The 21,950-nt window shown below is 68.6% G+C and carries 19 protein-coding genes; 4 read left to right on the top strand and 15 right to left on the bottom strand.

The features are described from left to right. Window positions 1-4: 4 nt before the first annotated feature. From pyrF to G6N50_RS02980, 8 genes are all read right to left on the bottom strand, one after another. Window positions 5-832 carry an orotidine-5'-phosphate decarboxylase gene (gene pyrF, locus G6N50_RS03015; protein WP_083094813.1) on the bottom strand — a complete coding sequence of 276 codons (828 nt, stop codon included), beginning with the start codon at window positions 830-832 and terminating at the stop codon, window positions 5-7. After that, a complete protein-coding gene (gene carB / locus G6N50_RS03010; RefSeq protein WP_083094814.1) occupies window positions 829-4,179 on the bottom strand; it encodes a carbamoyl-phosphate synthase large subunit in 3,351 nt (1,116 codons plus the stop codon). The genes pyrF and carB overlap by 4 nt, the downstream gene beginning before the upstream one ends. Then, entirely contained in the window at window positions 4,179-5,312 is a 1,134-nt protein-coding gene (gene carA, locus G6N50_RS03005; RefSeq protein ID WP_083094815.1) for a glutamine-hydrolyzing carbamoyl-phosphate synthase small subunit, read from the bottom strand. Before carA ends, carB begins: the two co-directional genes overlap by 1 nt. Then, window positions 5,309-5,818, bottom strand: coding sequence for a PH-like domain-containing protein (locus tag G6N50_RS03000; RefSeq protein WP_083094940.1), 510 nt, complete (start codon window positions 5,816-5,818; stop codon window positions 5,309-5,311). The genes carA and G6N50_RS03000 overlap by 4 nt, the downstream gene beginning before the upstream one ends. After that, window positions 5,815-7,119, bottom strand: a complete 1,305-nt coding sequence (locus G6N50_RS02995; RefSeq protein WP_083094816.1) for a dihydroorotase — start codon at window positions 7,117-7,119, stop codon at window positions 5,815-5,817. Before G6N50_RS02995 ends, G6N50_RS03000 begins: the two co-directional genes overlap by 4 nt. Next, window positions 7,116-8,087, bottom strand: coding sequence for an aspartate carbamoyltransferase catalytic subunit (locus G6N50_RS02990; RefSeq protein ID WP_083094817.1), 972 nt, complete (start codon window positions 8,085-8,087; stop codon window positions 7,116-7,118). Before G6N50_RS02990 ends, G6N50_RS02995 begins: the two co-directional genes overlap by 4 nt. Beyond that, window positions 8,084-8,656 (bottom strand): bifunctional pyr operon transcriptional regulator/uracil phosphoribosyltransferase PyrR, encoded by a 573-nt coding sequence (pyrR, locus tag G6N50_RS02985; RefSeq protein WP_083094818.1) that lies wholly within the window; start codon window positions 8,654-8,656, stop codon window positions 8,084-8,086. The genes G6N50_RS02990 and pyrR overlap by 4 nt, the downstream gene beginning before the upstream one ends. 657 nt (window positions 8,657-9,313) lie before the next feature. Then, window positions 9,314-9,742, bottom strand: a complete 429-nt coding sequence (locus G6N50_RS02980) for a cellulose-binding domain-containing protein (protein WP_083094819.1) — start codon at window positions 9,740-9,742, stop codon at window positions 9,314-9,316. A 161-nt stretch (window positions 9,743-9,903) separates the two neighbouring features. On the opposite strand from G6N50_RS02980, the gene G6N50_RS02975 reads away from it, so the two are divergent. Both G6N50_RS02975 and G6N50_RS02970 read left to right on the top strand, forming a co-directional pair. Next, window positions 9,904-11,118, top strand: coding sequence for a serine hydrolase domain-containing protein (locus G6N50_RS02975; RefSeq protein WP_083094820.1), 1,215 nt, complete (start codon window positions 9,904-9,906; stop codon window positions 11,116-11,118). A 12-nt stretch (window positions 11,119-11,130) separates the two neighbouring features. Then, window positions 11,131-11,670, top strand: coding sequence for a GNAT family N-acetyltransferase (locus tag G6N50_RS02970; RefSeq protein ID WP_083094821.1), 540 nt, complete (start codon window positions 11,131-11,133; stop codon window positions 11,668-11,670). Window positions 11,671-11,683: 13 nt separating this feature from the next. Here the strand turns inward: G6N50_RS02970 and G6N50_RS02965 are convergent, their stop codons facing one another. Genes G6N50_RS02965 through G6N50_RS02940 form a run of 6 tightly spaced genes read right to left on the bottom strand, consistent with a single transcriptional unit; the run spans window position 11,684 to window position 18,388 of the window. Then, the gene (locus tag G6N50_RS02965) at window positions 11,684-14,392 is read right to left on the bottom strand and encodes a fumarate reductase/succinate dehydrogenase flavoprotein subunit (protein WP_083094822.1); all 2,709 of its coding nucleotides are present in this window, start codon (window positions 14,390-14,392) and stop codon (window positions 11,684-11,686) included. Next, window positions 14,392-15,144 carry an ABC transporter ATP-binding protein gene (locus G6N50_RS02960; RefSeq protein ID WP_083094823.1) on the bottom strand — a complete coding sequence of 251 codons (753 nt, stop codon included), beginning with the start codon at window positions 15,142-15,144 and terminating at the stop codon, window positions 14,392-14,394. The genes G6N50_RS02965 and G6N50_RS02960 overlap by 1 nt, the downstream gene beginning before the upstream one ends. Beyond that, window positions 15,141-16,013, bottom strand: a complete 873-nt coding sequence (locus tag G6N50_RS02955) for an ABC transporter permease (RefSeq protein WP_083094824.1) — start codon at window positions 16,011-16,013, stop codon at window positions 15,141-15,143. The genes G6N50_RS02960 and G6N50_RS02955 overlap by 4 nt, the downstream gene beginning before the upstream one ends. Then, the gene (locus G6N50_RS02950; RefSeq protein ID WP_083094825.1) at window positions 16,010-17,398 is read right to left on the bottom strand and encodes an ABC transporter substrate-binding protein; all 1,389 of its coding nucleotides are present in this window, start codon (window positions 17,396-17,398) and stop codon (window positions 16,010-16,012) included. Before G6N50_RS02950 ends, G6N50_RS02955 begins: the two co-directional genes overlap by 4 nt. A 25-nt stretch (window positions 17,399-17,423) precedes the next feature. Beyond that, on the bottom strand, window positions 17,424-17,654 hold the full coding sequence (locus tag G6N50_RS02945) for a 4Fe-4S dicluster domain-containing protein (RefSeq protein ID WP_067827866.1): 231 nt from the start codon (window positions 17,652-17,654) through the stop codon (window positions 17,424-17,426). Next, the gene (locus G6N50_RS02940; protein WP_083094826.1) at window positions 17,651-18,388 is read right to left on the bottom strand and encodes a GntR family transcriptional regulator; all 738 of its coding nucleotides are present in this window, start codon (window positions 18,386-18,388) and stop codon (window positions 17,651-17,653) included. Before G6N50_RS02940 ends, G6N50_RS02945 begins: the two co-directional genes overlap by 4 nt. A gap of 237 nt (window positions 18,389-18,625) precedes the next feature. Between G6N50_RS02940 and G6N50_RS02935 the strand changes: the two genes are divergently transcribed. Both G6N50_RS02935 and G6N50_RS02930 read left to right on the top strand, forming a co-directional pair. Then, entirely contained in the window at window positions 18,626-19,453 is an 828-nt protein-coding gene (locus tag G6N50_RS02935; protein WP_142275521.1) for a COG4705 family protein, read from the top strand. Window positions 19,454-19,523: 70 nt separating this feature from the next. Next, entirely contained in the window at window positions 19,524-20,192 is a 669-nt protein-coding gene (locus tag G6N50_RS02930; protein ID WP_083094828.1) for a response regulator transcription factor, read from the top strand. Here the strand turns inward: G6N50_RS02930 and G6N50_RS02925 are convergent. After that, on the bottom strand, window positions 20,174-21,637 hold the full coding sequence (locus G6N50_RS02925) for a sensor histidine kinase (protein ID WP_083094829.1): 1,464 nt from the start codon (window positions 21,635-21,637) through the stop codon (window positions 20,174-20,176). The two genes, G6N50_RS02930 and G6N50_RS02925, sit on opposite strands and share 19 nt — an antisense overlap. Window positions 21,638-21,950 lie beyond the last annotated feature (313 nt).

Below are 21,950 nucleotides of genomic sequence, written 5' to 3'. Positions count from 1 at the left end.
CCGTCTACAGCGCGCCGAGATAGGCGACCGCGTCCAGCATGCGATCGGCGGCCGCACGCAGCTCCGCCACACCCGGTCCCGCCCGCAGCACCTCGCGGGCCACCGCGGGCAACAGCTGCCCGGGATCCGCGCCGCCCAGCCCGGCGAGCGCCTCGGGCCGACCGCCCTGCACGCCCAGGCCAGGCACCAGCACCGGTCCGCCCAGCGCACTGAGGTCGGGCGCCTCGAGCACCGTCGCGCCGACCACCACGCCGACGTAGCCGGGCCCGGACGGCGTGAAGGACTTGTTCACCACCGCCGCCTGGTCGACGACCAGCTGGGCCACCGTGCGGCCGTCGAAGGCGGCACGCTGCACGGTCGCGCCCTCGGGATTGGAGGTGGCCGCCAGCACGAACACCCCGCGGTCGTGCGCCGCGGCGGCTTCCAGCAGCGGCCGCAGCGAGCCGAAGCCCAGGTAGGGGGTGGCCGTCACGGCATCGGCGGCCAGCGGCGAATCACCCGCCCAGGCGGCCGCATAGGCCGCCATCGTCGTCCCGATGTCGCCGCGTTTCGCGTCGGCCAGCACCAGCACCCCGGCCGATCGCAGGGCCGCGATGGTGCGTTCCAGCACCGCGAATCCCGCGGCGCCGTAGGCCTCGAAGAACGCCACTTGGGGTTTGACGACGGCGAATCCGGAAAATGCCTCGATGCAGATGTCGCAGAACGCGGCCAGGCCGTCGGCGGTGGTGGGCAGATCCCAGGCGCGCAGCAGCTCGGGATGTGGGTCGATGCCCACGCACAGCGGCCCGCGTTGCGCTTTCGCGTCCGCCAGCCGGACGCCGAACCCGGTCACCGCGCGCCTTTGTCCGACATCTGGCTGTGCAGTTCCTGCAGGCTGCGCACGCCGATGTCGCCGCGGATGCCGGCCTCGATGCCCTGGACCGCGGCCGAGGCGCCCTGCACGGTGGTGACGCAGGGGATGTTGACCGAGACTGCGGCCGAACGGATTTCGTAGCCGTCGATGCGCGGCCCGGAGTTGCCGTAGGGCGTGTTGATCACCATGTCGACCTCGCCGGCCTTGATCGCGTCCACCGCCGAGGTCGCGGGGCGGCCCGGCTGCGGATCTTCGAAATGCTTGCGCACCTCATCGCAAGGGATTCCGTTGCGGCGCAACATCTCCGCCGTCCCCTCGGTGGCGAGAACGCGGAAACCCAGATCGGCCAGCCGCTTGACCGGGAAGACCAGCGAGCGCTTGTCCCGGTTGGCCACCGAGACGAAGATGGTGCCCTGGGCCGGCAGCGAGCCGTAGGCGGCCGTCTGGCTCTTGGCGAAGGCGCTGCCGAAGTCCCGATCGATTCCCATCACCTCGCCGGTGGATTTCATCTCCGGGCCCAGCAGCGAGTCGATGGCGGCCCCGTCGGCGCGGCGGAAACGGTGGAAGGGCAGCACGGCCTCCTTGACCGCGATCGGGGCGTCCTGCGCCGCGTGGGCCCCGTCGCCGGACGCCGCCAGCATCCCCTCCTCGCGAAGCTGAGAAATGTTGGCGCCCAGCATGATCCGGGCGCACGCCTTGGCGAGCGGGATCGCGGTGGCCTTCGACACGAACGGCACCGTGCGGCTGGCCCGCGGGTTGGCCTCCAGGACGTAGAGCACATCGTCCTTGAGCGCGTACTGCACGTTGAGCAGTCCCACCACGCCGATCCCGTGGGCGATGGCCTCGGTCGCGCGGCGCACCTTCTCGATGTCGCTGCGGCCCAGCGTCACCGGCGGCAGCGCGCACGCCGAATCGCCGGAGTGGATGCCGGCCTCCTCGATGTGCTCCATGATGCCGCCGATGTACACCTCGGTGCCGTCGCACAGCGCGTCGACGTCGATCTCCACCGCGTCCTCCAGGAAGCGGTCGACGAGCACCGGGTGCTCGGGTGAGAGCTCGGTGGCGCGGGTGATGTAGCCCCGCAGCGTCTCCTCGTCGTAGACGATCTCCATGCCCCGTCCGCCCAGCACGTAGGACGGCCGCACCAGCACCGGGTATCCGATGTCCTCGGCGATCCGCCTGGCCTGGGCGAAAGTGGTTGCGGTGCCGTACTTCGGGGCCGGCAGGCCGGCCGCGGTGAGCACGTCGCCGAAGGCGCCGCGGTCCTCGGCCAGGTCGATGGCCTCCGGCGGAGTGCCGACGATCGGTACGCCCGCGTCGGCCAGGCGCTGCGCCAGCCCGAGTGGCGTCTGGCCGCCGAGTTGCACGATCACCCCCGCCACACCGGGGCCGTCGCCCGCCGACTGCTGCTCGGCACGGAACACCTCGAGAACGTCTTCGAAGGTCAGCGGCTCGAAATACAGGCGGTCCGCGGTGTCGTAGTCGGTGGACACCGTCTCCGGATTGCAGTTGACCATGATGGTCTCAAAGCCCGCCTGGCTCAATGTCGTCGCCGCATGCACGCAGCTGTAGTCGAACTCGATGCCCTGCCCGATGCGGTTGGGCCCCGACCCCAGAATCAGCACCTTGGGCTTCTCGGTCTGCGGCGCCACCTCGGTCTCGGCGGCCGGGTCCAGCTCGTAGCTGCTGTAGTGATATGGCGTCTTGGCCTCGAACTCGGCCGCGCAGGTGTCGACGGTTTTGTACACCGGGTGCACACCGAGGCGCTCGCGCAGCGACCGCACCCCGTTCTCGCCGGCCAATTCGGGCCGCAGCGCGGCGATCTGGCGATCCGATAACCCGCTGTGCTTGCCGCGGCGCAACAGGTCGGCGTCGAGCACCGGGGCGGCGATCAGCTCGGCGCGCAGCTCGATCAGCTGGCCGATCTGCGCGACGAACCACGGGTCCACCCCGCTAACCTCGGCGACCCGCTCGACCGACGCGCCCTGCCGCAGCGCCAGTTCGATGTCGTAGAGCCGGCCCTCGGTCGGCGTCCGCAGCCGGGTCAGCACGTCGGCGACGTCACCGTCGGGGTCGGGCTTGGTCCAGAAACCGGCGCGGCCGGTCTCCAGCGAGCGCATCACCTTGCCGAGCGCCTCAATAAAGTTGCGGCCCAGCGACATTGCCTCGCCGACGGATTTCATGGTGGTGGTCAGCGTGGGATCGGCGCCCGGGAACTTCTCGAACGCGAACCGCGGCGCCTTGACCACCACGTAGTCCAGGGTGGGCTCGAAGCAGGCCGGGGTCTCCTTGGTGATGTCGTTGACGATCTCGTCGAGCGTGTACCCGATGGCCAGCTTGGCGGCGATCTTGGCGATGGGAAAGCCGGTGGCCTTGGACGCCAGCGCGCTCGACCGCGACACCCGGGGGTTCATCTCGATGACGATCAGCCGGCCGTCGGCAGGGTTGATCGCGAACTGGATGTTGCAGCCGCCGGTGTCCACCCCGACCTCGCGCAGGATCGCGATGCCCAGGTCTCGCATCCGCTGGTATTCGCGGTCGGTCAGCGTCATGGCGGGCGCGACGGTGACCGAGTCACCGGTGTGCACGCCCATCGGGTCGAAGTTCTCGATCGAGCACACCACGACGACGTTGTCGTTGCCGTCGCGCATCAGCTCGAGCTCGAATTCCTTCCAGCCGTAGATCGATTCCTCGATCAGCACGTTGGCGCTCGGGCTTTCGGCCAGCCCGGCGCCGGCCATCCGGTCGACCTCCTCGACCGATCGCGCCATCCCCGAACCCAGGCCGCCCATGGTGAAGCTGGGCCGCACCACGACCGGCAGACCGAGCTCCTCGACCGTCTCGCGGACCTCTTCCATGGTGAAACACACTCGGCTGCGGGCGGATTCGCCGCCCACCTTGGCGACGATGTCCTTGAACATCTGGCGGTCCTCGCCGCGCTGGATGGCGTCGAAGTCGGCGCCGATGAGCTCGACGCCGTGGCGCTCCAGCGCGCCGTTCTCATACAGCGCGACCGCGGTGTTCAACGCCGTCTGCCCGCCCAGGGTGGCCAGCAGCGCGTCGATCTTGTTGCCGCGCTCGGCCTGCTGGGCGATCACCTTCTCCACGAAGGCGGCGGTGATCGGCTCGACGTAGGTGTGGTCGGCGTACTCCGGGTCGGTCATGATGGTGGCCGGGTTGGAGTTGACCAGGCTGACCTGCAACCCCTCCGCGCGCAGTACCCGGCAGGCCTGGGTCCCGGAGTAGTCGAACTCGCAGGCCTGACCGATCACGATCGGGCCCGAGCCGATCACCAGCACGTGCTGCAAGTCGGTACGACGCGGCACTACCGCCCCCTTCCGCGGTTTGGGGCCGCCATCAAATCGATGAATTGGTCGAACAAGTACTCCGCATCGTGCGGGCCGGCCGCGGCCTCCGGGTGGTACTGGACCGAGAAGGCCTGCCCGTCGCCGAGTTTCACGCCTTCGACGACTCCGTCGTTGGCACAGGTGTGGCTGACCACCGCCGCACCGAACGGCGTGTCGAAGGATTGGCCGGCCTCCCCCTCGAGTGCAAAGCCGTGGTTTTGGGCGGTGACGGCCACCCGACCGGTGGCGTGGTCGATCACCGGGATGTTGATGCCGCGGTGACCGAACACCATCTTGTAGGTGGACAGTCCCAGCGCCCGGCCCAGGATCTGGTTGCCGAAACAGATGCCGAACAATGGGATTCCGGCGCCCAGCACCTCGCGGGTGACCGCGACGATGTGATCGGCGGTGGCGGGGTCGCCGGGGCCGTTGGACAGGAACACCCCGTCGGGATTGATGTCGGCGATCTGCTCGTAGGTCGTCGACGATGCCAGCACGTGGGTGCGGACGCCGCGCCGGGCGAAGTTGCGCGGCGTGTTGGTCTTGATGCCCAGGTCCAGCGCGGCCACCGTAAATCGCGGTGAGCCTTCCGGTTCCACGATGTAGGTGTCCGGCGTGCTGACCTCGCCGGCCAGGTCGGCGCCCAGCATCGACTGCTGTCCCCGCACCCGCTGCAGCAGTTCGTCCGCATCCGCGAGCGCGTCACCGGAGAACACGCCCGCCTTCATCGAGCCGCGGGTGCGCAGATGCCGCACCACCGCGCGGGTGTCGATGCCGGCGATCCCCACGATGTGCTGGCGGACCAGTTCGTCCTCCAGGGTTCCGGTGGCCCGCCAGTTGGACGGGCGCGGCGACGGATCGCGCACCGCGTAGCCGGCGACCCAGATCTTGTCGCCGCGGCTCTCGGCGTCCTCGCCGTTCCAGCCGGTGTTGCCGATCTGCGGCGCGGTGGCCACCACGATCTGCCGGTGGTAACTGGGGTCGGTCAGCGTCTCCTGATAGCCGGACATGCCGGTGGAAAACACGGCCTCGCCCAGTGTTTGGCCAATCTCGCCGAACGGCGTGCCGGTGAAGACGCGGCCGTCCTCGAGTACCAACAATGCTTTGCTCACGCGGCTCCCTCCTGCTGGGACTCCAGCCACTCGCCGTAGTCGTCGCGGTGGTTCGCCCGGAAGCCGGTGTCGATCTCGACTCCCGATGGCAGCCGCCACCGTATTGCCAATATCCCAACCCGGGCCGCGGCCCTACCTCCCATACGGCGCTCCATACGGATAGCGGTGATCGAGTCTTGTGGAATCCAAATCGGTTGAGCCCGTAAGCGCTCCATCATGATTCCCGCGGCATAGCGGGTCAGCGCCGCTTTGCAACGGAAACCCAGATCGCCGGCCGCGATCCGCTCGTTCCAACCCGGCGCCATCATCGAGCCGCAATAGTGGCCGCGGGTGGTGATGATCGCCGCGCCTACCCGGTCGGGCATGCCGGGCAACTCGCCGATCAGCTCCGCCTGCCGTTGGGATTTCCGCCGCCAGCCGCGCATCATCAGTTGGATCACCACCGTGATCACCACGACCACCACGGCCGCGAAGATCAGCGATCCCACCAGCGTGCCCGAATTCATGCCGGGCACTTCCCGTCTCGGGCGGTGACCTTGCCGCGCAGCAGCGTGGCGGTCACGGTGGCGGGCAGTGTCATCGCCTCGTAGGGCGTGTTGGCCGACCGGCTGGCCAGGTCCGACCCGGCGACGGTCCAGGAGGCCGTCGGGTCCACCACCGTGAGGTTGGCCGGCTCCCCCGCTTCCAGCGGCCGCCCATGATCGGGCAGGCGCGCGATGCGGGCGGGATTTTCGCTCATCACCCGGGCGGCGTCCCGCCAGGTCAACAGGCCCGGGATGACCATGGTCTGCACCACGATCGACAGCGCGGTCTGCAGGCCCAGCATGCCGGGACGCGCCGCGGAGAACTCCACGCACTTCTCGTGCTCGGCGTGCGGGGCGTGATCGGTGGCCACACAGTCGATGACGCCGTCGGCCAGCGCCTGGCGCAGCGCCACCGCGTCGGCCGCTTCGCGCAGCGGCGGGTTGACGCGGTTTTGTCCGTCATAATTGGCCAGCCTGCTGTCATCGAGCATCAGGTGGTGCGGCGTGACCTCGGCGGTGATCGAGATTCCCTGCTTCTTGGCCCATTTCACGATCTCGACGGTGCCCGCCGTGGAAGCGTGGCAGATGTGCACCCGGGCGCCGGCGTCGCGGGCCAGCAGCGCGTCGCGGGCGACGATCGATTCCTCGGCCGCCCGGGGCCATCCCGCCAGGCCCAGCCGAGCGGCGGTGGGCCCTTCGTGGGCGACGGCGCCGACGGTCAGCCGGGGTTCCTCGGCGTGCTGGGCGATGAGCACGTCCAACCCGGTGGCGTATTCCAGCGCGCGGCGCATCACCAGCGGGTCGTGCACGCAGATGCCGTCGTCGGAGAACATCCGCACCTGCGCCGCCCCGGCCGCCATCATGCCCATCTCGGTGAGCTCCTTACCGGCTAACCCGACGGTGACGGCGCCCACCGGGTGCACGTCGACCAGGCCGACCTGCTGGCCGCGATGCCAGACGTGGTCGGTGACCACCGGACTGTCGGCGACCGGGTTGGTATTGGCCATTGCGAACACCGCGGTGTAGCCACCCAAAGCCGCTGCGGCCGACCCGGTTTCGATGTCCTCGGCGTATTCGCGCCCCGGTTCGCGCAGATGGGTGTGTAAGTCCACCAGGCCGGGAAGCAGGACGTGATCGGTGGCATCGATCACGTCCGCCGTGTCGGGAAAGTCGAGGCCGGCGCCGATGTCGGCGATCTGGCCTTCAAAACCGGGGCTGTCGACCAGCACGTCGACGCGATCGCCCTCGCCGTACAACCGAACCCCGCGCAGCAGCACGCTCACGCCGCACCCTCTTCCCCGGCCAGTTCGGTGCCAACCAGCACATGGAACAACACCGCCATCCGCACGTGCACACCGTTGGAAACCTGTTGCAGCACAGCCGATTGCGACGAGTCGGCCACCGACGATGCAATCTCCATTCCACGCAGCATCGGCCCCGGGTGCAGCACCACGGCGTGGCCGGGCAGCATCGCCTGGCGACGATCGGAAAGCCCGTACAGCGACGAGTATTCGCGTACCGACGGGAAGAAGGCGCCGTTCATCCGCTCGGCCTGCACCCGCAGCATCAACACCGCGTCGGCGGCGGGCAGCTCGGCGTCGAAGTCGTTCGACACGGTGACCGGCCAGCCCTCCACGCCGACCGGCAGCAGCGTCGGCGGCGCGACCAGCACCACCTCGGCGCCCAGTGTGTGCAACAGCATCACGTTGGAGCGGGCGACCCGGCTGTGCAGGATGTCGCCGACGATCACAATGCGACGGCCTTCTACGCCGCCGAGGCGCTGGCGAATGGTGAGCGCGTCCAGCAGCGCCTGGGTCGGGTGTTCGTGGGTACCGTCGCCGGCGTTGATCACCGACGGCCCTGGATCCTCTCGGGCGGCGTTCCCGCCCGAAGTCCACTCGGCGAGCAGGTGCGCGGCGCCGGAGGCCGGGTGCCGGATGATCAGCGCGTCGGCGCCGGCGGCGCGCAGCGTGAACGCGGTGTCGCGCAGCGACTCCCCCTTGCCCACCGACGATCCGGAGGCGCTGACATTGATCACGTCGGCGCTCATCCACTTGCCGGCCACCTCGAAGGACACCCGGGTGCGGGTCGAATTCTCGTAGAACATCGTGACGATGGTGCGCCCGCGCAGCGTCGGCAGCTTCTTGATCTCGCGGCCCACCAGCGCCTGCGCGAACCGGTCGGCGTCGTCGAGGATGGCGGTGGCGTCGTCGCGGCTCAGGTCGCCGGCGGCCAGCAGATGGCGCGTCATCGGGAGATCACCACCCCGTCGTCGCCGTCGGTCTCGCGCAGCAGCACGTGCACGCTCTCGCCGCGTGAGGTGGGGACGTTCTTGCCGACGTAGTCGGCGCGCAGCGGCAGTTCGCGATGGCCGCGGTCGACCAGCACCGCCAGCTGCACCACCCGCGGCCGGCCCACGTCGCGCAGCGCGTCCAGCGCGGAACGCACCGACCGGCCGGAGTACAAGACGTCGTCGACCAGGATCACCAGGGCGTCGTCGATGCCGCCGGCCGGAATCGAGGTGGCCTCCAGCGGCCGCGGCGGCTTCTGCATCAGGTCGTCGCGGTAGAGCGTGATGTCCAGGGCGCCATGGCCGACCTCGACCCCGCTGTATTCGCCGATGTTGGCGGCCAGCCGCTTGGCCAGGATGACACCGCGGGTCGGGATGCCCAGCAGCACCACCCGTGGTGCGTCCGGACCGTCCAGCGCGGTCTTTTCGATGATCTGATGTGCAATGCGGGAAATGGTGCGGCCCACATCGGCCGCCGACATCAACTCCCGGGAATCGCTGCCCAAGCCGGTGTTGCCCGCAGCACCCATACGAAACTTGACCTCCTTCTCCGCCTCGCCGGACGGATCGTTAAAGGATGTCGACTGCGAGGCAGCGTACCACTTATTTCGAGTGCGACGCCGCGAGGCATGGGTGGTGCCCGTCGCAGCCCACCGCGCTAGTCACACCCGCCTCACCAGTCTCTGGGAGGGAGGCATGCGGCGTGTGCCCGCCTCACAGCGTCACGTCGCGTTCCGCGGTGGCGCGCTGCTCGAGCGCACCCAAGCAGGCTGGCGCTCAAGCGCCTATTGCGGCGGAGGCGGAGGACTCGGAGGGCGGTTCGCCGGCGGAGACTGGCGGGGCCGGATCGGCCCACAGTTCAGGCCGATCTTGCAGTCCCAGTTGCCCGATTGAGGTGCGACCGTGTCGCAGCAAGCGTCGTCGGGCGACGAGGGCGTCGGGGCTACCGTCGGCGACGGGTCCGGGTCCGCAACGGTGCGCGGCACCCCGACACCGCTGGCACCATCGATTCCGCTGAGCGCCAGGGCAAATACGGCAGCACCACCGCACACCGCGGCTATATGTCGCGGCCGGCATATCGGGGGCCTGAATTATCGAAGAAATATGTGCGAACCCCGGCAGAAAGCGGCTCTGCCGGCGCCCATAGCCGCATTTTCGGAGCCGTCGGGCTCGGTGCGCAGCCGCCTCTAGCTGCAGGGATATTGCCCGTTGAGCAGACAATTCACCGGTGGCGAGTAGGCACCCGTCAACGCGCCTCTAAAACCACCCGTCGCTGAACCACCGGGCGCAATGACGCGATTCCAATTCGCGGGGGTGAGAACAAAATGCGTGCCCGATTGGCTAACGGTGCTATTCCATGTGTGCAAGACGGATTGTCCCGCCGGCATGTCGAATTCGAGCTTCCAACCGGCTAGCGGCGCCATGCTCGCGTTGGTGACGGCGAAGCGGGCTATGAAACCGGTCTGCCACGTATGTTCCACCGACAACGTCGCCGTCACCGCGGCCGCATGGGCTACCGGGCTGATGGCGAGTCCGAAGATGGCAACCAGCAGTGCCGACACGGCTACGTGAAGCGCTGTGCGCCAGCACTTCACGCAATTGTTCAGTTCGGCCATAGCCGCCGACACTAAAGCCGAACGAGCGACATCGGCCGTCGCATCGCGGGTGGGCTGCCGTACCTTTGCGCAACCGAGACCGTCATGAAATCTTGACCCTCGATGCACCGATGCGTCGGCGGGCTGACCGGGCGCCGCCACCGGCCCGCTAACCTGACCAGGTGAATCGCTCGACCCTCGACCTCAATGCGGCCTCCATCCGCGAAGTCTGCGACGCCGGACTGCTCGCCGGCGCGGTGACGGTGGTCTGGCAGCGCGGAGAACTGCTGCAGGTGAACGAAATCGGCTACCGCGACGTGGACGCGGGCCTGCCGATGCAGCGCGACACGCTGTTCCGCATCGCGTCGATGACCAAGCCGGTGACGGTCGCGACGGTGATGAGCCTGGTCGACGACGGCAAGCTGAGGCTGAAGGATCCGGTCACGCGGTGGGCTCCGGAGTTGGCGCAGGTGCGGGTGCTCGACGATCCGCACGGCCCGCTAGACCGCACGCACCCGGTGAACCGCACCATCCTGATCGAAGACCTGCTCACCCACACCAGCGGCCTGGCGTACGGGTTCTCGGTATCCGGGCCGATCTCCAAGGCCTACATGCGGCTGCCGTTCAATCACGGCCCGGACACCTGGCTCTCCGAGCTGGCCAAGCTGCCACTGGTGCATCAGCCCGGTGACCGCGTCACCTACAGCCACTCCATCGACCTGCTGGGCGTCATCGCTTCCCGCGTCGAGGGCAAGCCCTTCCACCAAGTGCTCGACGAACGGATTCTGGGCCCGGCCGGCATGACCGACACGGGGTTCTTCGTCTCGCCCGAAGCGCGGCGCCGCGCGGCGACCATGTACTCACTCGACGAGCACAGCCGACTGCGGCACGGCGTGATGGGCCCGCCGCACATCACGCCGCCCTCGTTCTGCAATGCCGGCGGCGGATTGTGGTCGAGCGCCGACGATTACCTGCGGTTCGTCCGGATGCTGCTGGGCGGCGGAACGGTCGACGGCGTGCGGGTGCTCTCGGAAGAGTCCGTCCGGCTGATGCGGACCGACCGGCTCACCGACGAACAGAAGCGGCACAACTTCCTGGGCGCGCCCTACTGGGTCGGCCGCGGCTTCGGGCTGAACCTGTCGCTGGTGACCGATCCGGCAAAGAGCACACCACTTTTCGGGCCGGGCGGTCCCGGCACGTTCAGCTGGCCCGGCGCCTACGGGACCTGGTGGCAGGCCGACCCCGGCGCGGAGCTGATCCTGCTCTACCTGATTCAAAATCTGCCGGACCTGACCGTGGATGCGGCCACCGCCGTCGCCGGCAACACGTCGCTGGCCAAACTTCGCACGGCACAACCGAGATTCGTCCGCAACACCTATCGCGCCCTCGGCCTCTAAAGTCACATTGCGATGGCCGAATACCCACCCGACCGCATCAGCGGGCCGCGGCTGACGCTGCGCCCGCCCGTGCTCGACGACGCGGGGGCGCTGTTCCAGCGGGTCGCCCGCGATCCGCAGGTCACCAAGTATCTGCTGTGGGCGCCGCACCCCGACGTGGCCGCGACGCGGCGGGTGATCACCGAAAAACTCAACGCCAGCGCGGACGAGAAAACCTGGGTCATCGAGTCGCGGCACCGCGGCGAGGTGATCGGGCTGGCCAGCTGCCGGCGCAGCGCGCAGCACTCGGTCGAGGTCGGCTACTGCCTGGGCCGACGCTGGTGGGGCAAGGGTTTCATGTCCGAGGTGCTCGGCATGTTGCTCACCGCGCTCGACGCCGATCGCGAGGTCTACCGCGTCTGGGCCACCTGCAGTGTGGACAACGAGCGCTCGGCACGACTGCTCGAGCACGCCGGCTTCTTCTTGGAGGGGCGGCTGGCCCGGCATGCGGTCTACCCCACCATGGGGCCCGAGCCACAGGACAGCCTGCTCTACGCCAAGATTCTGCGCTAACCAGCCTTTCTGACTACCCGTCGTATTCGAGCGCCCGGCGCGCGTAGGCCCGCACGTCGGCATCGCCGTCCTTGAGCGCGAGCCTCAGTGCGTCCCGGGCGGCGGGCTGACCGGCCCAACGGATCAGGCTGAGCACCGCCGCCTTGCGCACGTCCAGGTGGGCATCGCCCAGCGCCTCCCACAGATGCGGAACCGCGAAGTCCACCGGGGTCCCGGCCAGCGCGCGTGCCGCGCCTTCCCGCACCTGCCAGGCCGGCGCCCGCAGCGCCTGCTTGATGGCAGCGTAATCATCTTGGCCGCAACCTATTTGGCTTAACGCGGCCAGTGCGGCCGCGCGGACCAGCGGGTCGGGGTCGGCGACCAGCCGCCGCACTGCCCGGCTAGCTGGGACCGCTGCCGCCCTTAGCGTCGCCAGCCCGGCGGCCGCCGCGATCCGGACCTCGCGGTTGTCGTCACCGGCGGCGGCGACGACCCCATCCACATCGTCGACGGACACCAGCGCGCGCACGGCCTCGATGCGCACCCGATGATCGGCGTCGCCCAGGGCGCGACGGTAGCGCGCGGCGTCACCGGCCCGGCGCGCGGCCAGCACGTACAGCGAGGCCGCGCGCACCACCCGATCGACCGAATCCAGGTGTACGCGAAGGCTTTCCGGGTTGGGCAGCACCTCGACCAGCTCGCGGATGCCGTCGGCACCGGTGTGCCGAACCGCGGCGTCGTGGTCGTTCAGCGCGGCCACCAGGGCCCGCGCATACCCGTCGGGAATGTGCTCGGTCAGCGTCGACACCGCGGTGCGGCGCACCCCGGGATCCGTGTCGACAAGGTAGGGCCCCAGGTCGGCCATCGTCGGCTCCTCGAGCGCCAGCACCTCGGCGATGCGCGGCGACGGCGGCTCGACTATCGTTGTGGCCGAATTGATTCGGGACACCGCGGTGGCGGGCGCTTGGCCGCCGACCAGCGGTGGCTGCTCCACCGGGTACACCGTCTGGTCGGTGGGCGGCAGGCCATCGAGCTCGGGGACCGGCACGAAGTACGGCGCCACCGGCCGCTTGAGGAACACCATTCCTTCTTCGGCGTCGCCTTGGGTCGCTTTGCGCAGGTTGAGGTGATAGCCCCACTGGCTGTCGTCGCGGCCGGGCAGGTCGGCGCGGTCGTGATACAGGCCCCAACGCGATTCGGTGCGGGTGTGCGACGAACGGGCGGCCATCTCGGCGCAGTCCCGGATGAACGACACCTCCACCGCGCGCATCAGCTCATGCGGATTGCGGGCGCCCATCTCGGCGATCTCGGCGCTCATCCGCTCGAAGGTGCGGATGGCCAGGGAGAGCTTGGCACCGGTCTTGGGGGGCGCCACGTAGTCGTTGACGAAGCGGCGCAGCTTGTATTCGACCTGCGGTTGGGGCGGGCCGTCCGGATGCCGCAGCGGCCGGTAGATCAGCTCGTGCGCCTCGCGCACCTGCCCGTCCGGAAGTTGTTGGGGCGCAGCGACGTCGGCCAGCGTCGAGGCGGCGTGTGTGCCGGCCAGATCGCCGAACACGAACGCCCCGATCATGTAGTTGTGCGGGACGCAGGCCATGTCCCCAGCGGCGTACAGCCCGGGCACGGTGGTGCGGGCGTGCTCGTCGACCCAGACACCTGACGCGGAATGTCCACTACACAAGCCGATTTCGGAGATGTGCATCTCGATGTCGTGGGTGCGGTAGTCGTGGCCGCGGTTGGCGTGAAAGGTGCCCCGGGTCGGTCGCTCGGTGGTGTGCAGGATGTTCTCCAGCGCGGTCAACGTCTCGTCGGGCAGGTGCGACACCTTGAGGTAGATAGGCCCGCGCGCGGAGTCGATCTCCGTCTTGACCTCGGCCATCATCTGTCCCGACCAGTAGTCGGAGTCGACGAACCGCTCGCCGTGCGCGTTGACCTGATAGCCGCCGAACGGATTGGCCACGTAGGCACATGCCGGGCCGTTGTAGTCCTTGATCAGCGGATTGACCTGGAAGCACTCGATACCGGACAGCTCCGCACCCGCGTGGTAGGCCATGGAGTAGCCGTCGCCGGCATTGGTGGGGTTCTCGTAGGTGCCATACAGGTAGCCCGACGCGGGCAGGCCCAGCCGGCCGCATGCGCCGGTGGCCAGGATGACCGCCTTGGCGCCGACCGTGACGAATTCCCCGGTGCGGGTATTCAGCGCCGCCGCGCCCACGGCCCGGCCTTCCCTTGTCAGCACCCGGACCGGCATCAGCCGGTTCTCGATCCGGATCTTCTCGCGCATCGACCGCTGCCGCAGCACGCGATACAGCGCCTTCTTGACGTCCTTGCCCTCGGGCATCGGCAGCACGTAGGAGCCCGAGCGGTGCACCCGGCGCACGGCGTATTCGCCGTGCTCGTTCTTCTCGAACTTCACGCCATAGCGCTCCAGCCGCTGCACCATCGCGAAACCGCGGGTGGCGGTCTGATACACGGTGCGCTGGTTGACGATTCCGTCGTTGGCGCGGGTGATCTCGGCGACGTAGTCCTCGGGTTCGGCCTTGCCGGGGATCACCGCGTTGTTGACCCCGTCCATGCCCATCGCCAGGGCTCCGGAGTGGCGCACATGGGCCTTCTCCAGCAGCAGCACCTGCGCACCGTTCTCGGCCGCCGACAGCGCGGCCATGGTGCCCGCGGTGCCGCCGCCGATGACCAGCACGTCACAGTCCAGACGAACCGGTGCCGTGGGGTCCGGAACCTGCATCACGCCGCTACCGCCGAATGATTCAGTGCCGCAATGACTTCAGCACGCAGCGCGGCGCGCTGCCGATCGACGCGCGGCTCCGGCACGTCGATCAGGGTGCGCAGCGGCTGACCGGCCCTGCCCAGCACGGCGATGCGATCACCCAGCAGCAGCGCCTCGTCGACGTCGTGCGTGACGAAGACGATCGTCGTCGGGTGCGCACGCCAAGTATCGATCAGCAGCCGCTGCATGGCCGCACGGGTTTGGGTGTCCAGCGCGCCGAACGGCTCGTCCATCATTACCGCGCGCGGCGCCCCGGCCAGGCCACGGGCCAGCTGCACGCGCTGGCGCATGCCGCCGGACAAGCTCTTGGGCAGGTAGTCGCCGAAGCCGGTGAGCCCGAGCTCCGCGATCCAGCGGTCCGCATCGGCGCGCCGGCCGGCCCGCGGGACACCGCGCAGCCGCAGGGCCAACTCGATGTTGGATCGCACGGTGCGCCAGGGCAACAACGCGTTGTCCTGGAACACCATGCCGCGGTCGCCCGAGGTGGTCGTCACCTCGTGGCCGTCGGCCACGATCCGGCCCGCGTCGGGCCGCAGCAGTCCCGCCAGGGCCCGCAACACCGTCGACTTGCCGCAGCCCGAGGGACCCGTGAGCACCAGGATCTCCCTGGGACGCACCGTCAGACTCAGCCCGTCGATCACCGGTTCTCCGGTGTAGGACAAGCGAACTCGATTCAGTTCCAGACTGACTCCGGCCTGTTTTAAAGTCATCTTCGCTCCTCCTCCGCGCGCGGCAGCCAGCCGGTCACCCGACGGCCCACGACCTCGACGGCCGCCGCCGTCACGAAGCCCAGCACGCCGATGGTGATGATGCCGACGAACACCTGGGGGTAGGCCAGCACGGTGTAGTCCTGCCAGGTGCGATAGCCGATCCCGAGTCGGCCCGAGATCATCTCCGCGGAGATCACGCAGATCCACGCGACGCCCATGCCGACCGACAGGCCACCGAAGACCCCCGGCAGGATGCCCGGCAACACCACCTGCTTGAGCACATCCCACCGGCCGCCGCCCAGGGTGCGCACCGAGTCCTCCCACAGCGTGGGCAGCGCCCGCACCGCGTGCCGGGTACTGACCAGGATCGGGAAGTACGCCGCGAGGAAGGTGATGAACACGATGCCGGCCTCGTCCGTCGGGAACAGCAAAATCGCCACCGGCACCATCGCGATGGCCGGAATGGGTCGGACCAACTCCGCCAGTGGGCCAAAGGTATTGGTGAACACGCGCGAACGGCCCAGCAGCACACCGGTCGCGACGCCGACCACGGCGGCCAATCCGAAGCCGGTGAGAATGCGGATCAGCGACTGCGCCAGGTCAAGCCAGTACTCCCCGGTGCCGAGCCGGCGCCCCAGCGCGTGCACGATCTCGGTGACGGTGGGCAGCGTGTCGAAGCGCAACAGCAGCCGGACCTTGTCGGCGGTGAGCAGCTGCCATAGCCCGATCGCGGCGGCAACCGAGGCGAGCCGCAGCAGCCGCCACCGCCACGGCGAGCCGGCACGCCGCGGGGCGCCGGTCGCCGGGGCCGCGTCCACGACTTGCGTAGACACCGGGGCTGCCGGGTCGCCGGTGAGATAAGCGGTCATACCGAACCTCCAAGTGCCTGTTGGTAATTCACGATGGTGCCGCCGGGGTGCGCGGCGAGATAGCGGTGCACGCCGGCCGGTGTTCCGAATGGCAAGTAGTTCTGGCCGTCCTGCACCCAGACCGCCTTGTCCGCGAACCACCGGGTGCCCAGCTCGGCGTCGGGAACATAGGCGGCACGGACTTTGGCGCCGCGGGACGTCGCGTCCCGCACCGCCCGGAGCAGACTGGTCGGATTGGCGACGGTTTGAGTGGAATCGGCGCCGTCCAGCCACAGTTCACTTGCCAGGGCGGGATCCCCGCGCAGCGCCGATGGGTTGGCGGTGGCGGCCCGGGTCGCGTCGTAGTTCAGCCCGCGCGCCCCGAAAACGGTGCGCAACGGCCCGTCCTGGACGAAGCCCGACACGTCGAGGTCGGCGAAGTCACCGATCGACTTCAGATACGGCACATCGTTTTTCAACGCCTCGACCAGTGACGGTTTGAGCGTGGTGTCGAACGAGGTCCCGCCCGGACCGTTGTAGAGGTACACGACCTCCTGCGGCAACCCGCTGCCCTGAGCGACGATGCGGGCGGCCTCCAGCGGCTTGCCGTTGAGGAAATCGGTGGCGTCCAGTTGCGCCTGCAGGAAGGCGCCCAGCACCTCCGGGTGCGCCGATGCATACGAGCGCCGCACCACCACGCCGTGCAGGGTAGGTAGGTTCAGCTCGGCCCCGTCGTACAGCAGTTTGGCCTTGTTCTGGTAGACCAGCAGTCCCGGCCAGGCGACGAATTGCGAAAGACCTTGCACCTGACCGGATTCGAGGGCAGAGGCACCGATCTGCGGTTGCTGGTTGAGGACTTCCACGCCGCTGATCCCGGCCCTGTCCAGCGCCCGCATCAGGGTGCCGTGACCTGCCGACCCCACGCTTGCCGAGACCTTTGCGCCGGCCAGGTCGTTCAACGTGGTCGCCGACGAGCTGGGCGCCACCACCACCATGTTCAGCGCGCCCTTGGGGTTGTAGCCGGTGATGGAGACGATCTCGGTTTTCGCCAGCGGGTTGGCTTGCGTCTTCGAGGCGTTGATCAGCATGGGGTAATCCCCCATCGAGCCGATGTCGATCTTCTCGGCGAGCATCTGCGCGGTGATCGGGGCGCCGGTGTCGTAATCCTGCCACCGCACCGCATATTTGGTACCGGTGCGGGTGGTGATGTCGGCCAGGCGGCGTTCCAGGTAGCCCTGCGCCCGCAGCAGCGTACCCGCGGTGACGGTGTTGATGGTCTTGGACTGATATCCCACCACCACGTTGACCACACCGGATGACTGAGACAGGGATTCCAGCGAGCATCCGGCGGTGAGCGCGACGATCGCGATCACCACCGACGCTGGCCGAACGGCGCGTCTTTTCATCAAAGATCCTGGGGTTGAAGGCTTTTCAGCGGAGGAGGTAGGGCATGTTGACCGTGACGGCGCCGGTCGGACAGCGTGCCGCGCAGGGGCCGCAGTACCAGCACTCGTCGACATGCATGAAGGCCTTGCCGGTGTCGGGGTCGATGGCCAGCGCATCGAGCGGGCAGACCTCCACGCACAGCGTGCAGCCGTCGATACACAGCGACTCGTCGATCGTGACCGGCACGTCGGCGCGGTTGTTGTGGATCAGCGTCATCGGTCGCTCCTCATCAGGTTGCCGCGCATGGTGATTCGATCGCCCCGCATCCGGATGTACTCCAGGTCGACGGGTGTGCCGTCGGCGAGGCTGGTGAGCCGCTCCAGCATCAGCAGCGGTGCGCCGTCGGGTACCTGCAGCGTGGCCGCCGAGTGCGGGTCGGCCGGAATGGCCTCGACCGCCAGTGCCGCCGAGCCCAGCCGCTGCCCGCTCACCTCCTCGATGAGCGCGAACAGGTCGTTGGTCTCCAGCGGATGGTTCAGCACCTGGCGGCCGATGTCCGGGGCGAGGTAGGTGAGGTCCAGGCTGAGCGGCAGATCACCCAGGTAACGCAACCGCTCGACGAACACCACCTGCTCGCCCGGTTGCAGCCGCAACCGGCGGGCCACCGACGGCGGCGCGGTCACCGGCATCGCGGCGCGCACCTCGTTGCGGACCTCACCGAGATCCTTGAACGTCTCCTTCAGACCCAACAGCGCGTCGAGCCCGTGGTCGTACTTGCGCTGCGCGACGTGCGTGCCGACCTTGGGTCCGCGGTCGATAAGCCCCTCATGCTTGAGGACGGCCAGTGCCTCCCGAATGGTGTTGCGCGAGACCGAGAATTCGGCGGCCAGCGCCAGTTCGGCGGGCAGGCCCTCCGGGTAGGCGTCGGCGTGGATCTGCTGGCGCAACACGTCGGCGACCCGGCGGGCACGATCGGCCCTGGGTCCCCCGATGGGTACTGGTTGCGTCACGCCGTCACGCTAACGCAGCTCAGGGCCTGTTTTTGGGTCGAGCACGTCGGTCGGTGACGGCGCCCGGGCGTATTGCGCCGGGCCGCCGTCGGACCCGACCAGCTAAAACCGCCACCCGCCGCGCCATTGCGCCACCTGCGAGAACCCGTCGGCTTTGGGATCCCGGTGAGCAGAACCGGCCGCGCCGTGCGACCCCACGATTCCGGTGTGGACTCCCGACGGCGGAAGATGGCTTGCATGACTGACGTTTCGAAACACGCGTTGACCAAGGTGCCGGCGGTCACCCTGGGCTTCTGGGTCATCAAGGTCTTGGCGACGACGTTGGGCGAAACGGGCGGCGACACCGTCACGATGACCCTGAATTGGGGTTATGCCGCCGGGGTCGCGATCTTCGGCGTCGCGCTGGTGGTGCTGGTCGCGGCTCAGATCCTCGCCAACCGATTCCACGCGGTCCTGTACTGGTTGACGATCGTGGCCTCGACGACGTTCGGCACCGTACTGGCCGATTTCGCGGACCGGTCGCTGGGCATCGGCTACACCGGCGGATCGCTGCTGCTTCTTGCGTGTCTAGTGGCCACCCTGGGTCTGTGGCGATGGTCGCAGGGCACCGTATCGGTCAGCACCGTCTCGACACCCAAGGTGGAGGCCTTCTACTGGGCGACCATCACGTTCTCGCAGACGCTGGGCACCGCCCTCGGCGACTGGCTGGCCGACACGCGCGATTTCGGTTACGAACGCGGCGCGCTGGTTTTCGCGGCCGGCCTGGCGGTGGTCGCGGCTCTGTACTTCTGGACTCCCATCTCCCGCGTCACCTTGTTCTGGGTGGCATTCATCCTCACCCGGCCGCTGGGGGCGACCCTGGGTGACTTCATCGACAAGCCCGTCGCCGACGGCGGCCTGGCGTGGAGCCGCCCGCTCGCCTCGGCGGTGCTGGCGGCGCTGATCGCGGTGCTGCTCGTCGTGATACCGCAACGTCCCGGTCGCCACCCTGGCCAGCCCAAAGACGATGCGACGGAAGCCGGCCCGCGCCTTGACGTCGAACAACCAGACCAGGACGCGCACTGACCGGTCGATCCGGATCGAGGCCCGCTGGCCCGACTGAGGGTGCGTCTCGCGCTCGACGTAGCGTTGAAACATGCGAGTCCTGCTCGTTGAGGATGAATCACGACTGTCCGCCACCGTGGCCCGGGGGCTCAAGGCGGAGGGGTTCGTCGTCGTGGCCGTCGGCAACGGCGCCGACGGCCTGCGCGAGGCCACCGAAAACGCTTTCGACGTAGTCGTTCTCGACATCATGCTGCCCGGCTTCAGCGGCTATGAGGTGTTGCGCCGGATGCGCTCACGAAACGTGTGGACGCCGGTGCTCATGCTGACCGCCAAGGACGGCGAGTATGACGAGACCGATGCCTTCGATCTGGGTGCGGATGACTACCTGACGAAACCATTCTCATTCCGGGTGCTGGTGGCGCGGCTGCGGGCGTTGGTTCGTCGCGGCGCACCGGCGCGACCGGTGGTGTTGGAAGCGGGGTCGCTGGCGCTCGATCCCGCCCGGCACACGGTCAAACGGGGCTCGACCCCGATCGCACTGACGCCACGTGAGTACGGGGTCCTCGAGTTCCTGATGCGCAACAAGGACGTGGTGGTGACCAAGGCGGAGATATTGCAGAACGTGTGGGATGCGCACCATCACGGCCCGGACAACGTGGTCGAGGTCTATGTGGGATACCTGCGTCGCAAGATCGATGTTCCCTTCGGTACCAACACCATCGAGACGATACGGGGCGTCGGTTACCGCTTGCTGGGCTGAGACGCGTTGGGCGGCAACGTCACAGTGATCTTGGTTCCGCCGCAGGGCGGGTCGTCGATGCTGACCGTGCCCCCGTGTGCGGCGACGATCTCGGCGACGATCGCCAGACCCAGGCCGGCCCCTCCCCCGCTGCGCGCCCGGTCGGAATCCAGGCGCACGAAACGTTCGAATACCCGGCTCCGGTCGGCCGGGGCGATCCCGGGTCCGTCATCGCTGACGACAAGAACCGCAACTTCGTCCCGGCCGCCGACCTCGATGGCGACACACGAAACCGCATGGCGGACAGCATTTTCGACCAGGTTGCGGATCATGCGCGACATGGCCGCCGGGTCACCCTCCAGCCGCACCGGGCGGATATCGGTGTGGATCACGACTTGCGCTTCACGGCGGGCACGGTCGGCTTCGGTCCGCGCGAGGTCGTGGAGAGCCACCTGTTCTTTGCGCCGCAGCAGGGTCTGCTCGTCGGCGCGGGCCAGCAGCAGCAGATCCTCGACCAGGGTGTGCATGCGCTGGGCCTCGGGCAGCATGGTGTTGACCGCGAGCTCGGCATCGAGCAGATCGGGGTGGGCTTCGGCCACCTCCAGCGCGGAGATGATGGTGGTCAGCGGGCTGCGCAATTCGTGAGACGCGTCGCCCACGAAGCGTTGCTGCGCACGGTGACCCGCTTCCAGACGCGACAGCATCTCGTTCATGGTGACGGCCAGCGCCGCGATCTCGTCGTGGCCGTCCGGCACCGGCACCCGCTCGGCCAGGTCGGACGTCGAGATGTCCGCGACCCGGGAGCGGATCGCGTCCACCGACTGCAGCGACCGGCGAACCAGCCAGTAGGTCGCCCCCGCCGCCACCGCGACGATGACCGGCGCGCTGCAGGCCAGCAGGATCGCCAGCGTCCGCGTGGTCGCCTCGACCGCCTCGCTGCCGCCGCCCACCAGCACCGTGTAGACCCCGGATCGGGTGGCGACCTTCTGTCCGCTGACCCGCATATCGTCACCGGCCACCGCGTCGTCGGGCAGGCCGCGACGCAAATTGAAGTCGAACGCGCTCGTCGGCACCAGCGGAGTTTTCGGGGCGGCATCGGACCGCTTGACCACGTGGCCGTCGGGACCGATGACTTGGGTTGCGACCACCCGCTGGTCGGTGCTCAACAGGGCGTTGTCGAGCTCGGCGGGCGAGTCGGACTGCAGCGCCTTGGAAATATCGCGGACTCGTTCCGCGGCGGCGTAATCGACGCCCGTCAACAACGAGCGGTACAGGATCGCGTCCAGGCCCGCGCCCGCCACGCTGAGCGCGCACAGTACGACGAGCGCCGACACCGCCGCCGAACGGGCCGAAATGCCCAGATGCGCGAGGCGCCACGGACGCACTAGCCCGCCTTGCCGAAACGGCCCGACACCCGATACCCGCACGCCCTTGATTCTGCAGGGCCGCGACCCGGCTAGAAACATCGAGCTCAGCGGGTTCTCAGCGGCTTCTCAGCGCCATCGCTCTAGGCTTGAGTCCGTATGTCTGGTAGAGCACGCCCTGCGCGTCGTAACGATCGTGCGATCCCCCGGATACTGATTAGCACGGCAGTCGCATTCGGCTTCGGTGTCCTGGTAGCGGCGCCGGCCGCCGCCGACCCGAGTCCGTTCAACACCCTAAGTTCGAGCTGCAACCAAACGGCTCCGTCGGGCAGGGACGCACTCGTCCAGGGGATCCGGCGAGCCATCGCCGACTGGCCGCCGGGCGGACCGCACCCCTCGTCCCGCACCACGTGCG

The sequence above is a fragment of the Mycobacterium mantenii genome (genome assembly GCF_010731775.1).
Lineage (GTDB): Bacteria > Actinomycetota > Actinomycetes > Mycobacteriales > Mycobacteriaceae > Mycobacterium > Mycobacterium mantenii.
Note: the sequence above shows the minus strand (reverse complement) of the source record. Positions and strands in the feature narration are given on the sequence as shown.

Excerpts from the sequence above, each read along its gene's own strand:
- G6N50_RS03000 (WP_083094940.1), bottom strand. The coding sequence starts at position 5,818 with ATGAATTCGGGCACGCTGGTGGGATCGCTGATCTTCGCGGCCGTGGTG.
- G6N50_RS02990 (WP_083094817.1), bottom strand. The coding sequence starts at position 8,087 with ATGACGCGCCATCTGCTGGCCGCCGGCGACCTGAGCCGCGACGACGCC.
- pyrR (WP_083094818.1), bottom strand. The coding sequence starts at position 8,656 with ATGGGTGCTGCGGGCAACACCGGCTTGGGCAGCGATTCCCGGGAGTTG.
- G6N50_RS02980 (WP_083094819.1), bottom strand. The coding sequence starts at position 9,742 with ATGGCCGAACTGAACAATTGCGTGAAGTGCTGGCGCACAGCGCTTCAC.
- G6N50_RS02970 (WP_083094821.1), top strand. The coding sequence starts at position 11,131 with ATGGCCGAATACCCACCCGACCGCATCAGCGGGCCGCGGCTGACGCTG.
- G6N50_RS02965 (WP_083094822.1), bottom strand. The coding sequence starts at position 14,392 with ATGCAGGTTCCGGACCCCACGGCACCGGTTCGTCTGGACTGTGACGTG.
- G6N50_RS02960 (WP_083094823.1), bottom strand. The coding sequence starts at position 15,144 with ATGACTTTAAAACAGGCCGGAGTCAGTCTGGAACTGAATCGAGTTCGC.
- G6N50_RS02955 (WP_083094824.1), bottom strand. The coding sequence starts at position 16,013 with ATGACCGCTTATCTCACCGGCGACCCGGCAGCCCCGGTGTCTACGCAA.
- G6N50_RS02950 (WP_083094825.1), bottom strand. The coding sequence starts at position 17,398 with ATGAAAAGACGCGCCGTTCGGCCAGCGTCGGTGGTGATCGCGATCGTC.
- G6N50_RS02945 (WP_067827866.1), bottom strand. The coding sequence starts at position 17,654 with ATGACGCTGATCCACAACAACCGCGCCGACGTGCCGGTCACGATCGAC.
- G6N50_RS02935 (WP_142275521.1), top strand. The coding sequence starts at position 18,626 with ATGACTGACGTTTCGAAACACGCGTTGACCAAGGTGCCGGCGGTCACC.
- G6N50_RS02930 (WP_083094828.1), top strand. The coding sequence starts at position 19,524 with ATGCGAGTCCTGCTCGTTGAGGATGAATCACGACTGTCCGCCACCGTG.
- G6N50_RS02925 (WP_083094829.1), bottom strand. The coding sequence starts at position 21,637 with ATGTTTCTAGCCGGGTCGCGGCCCTGCAGAATCAAGGGCGTGCGGGTA.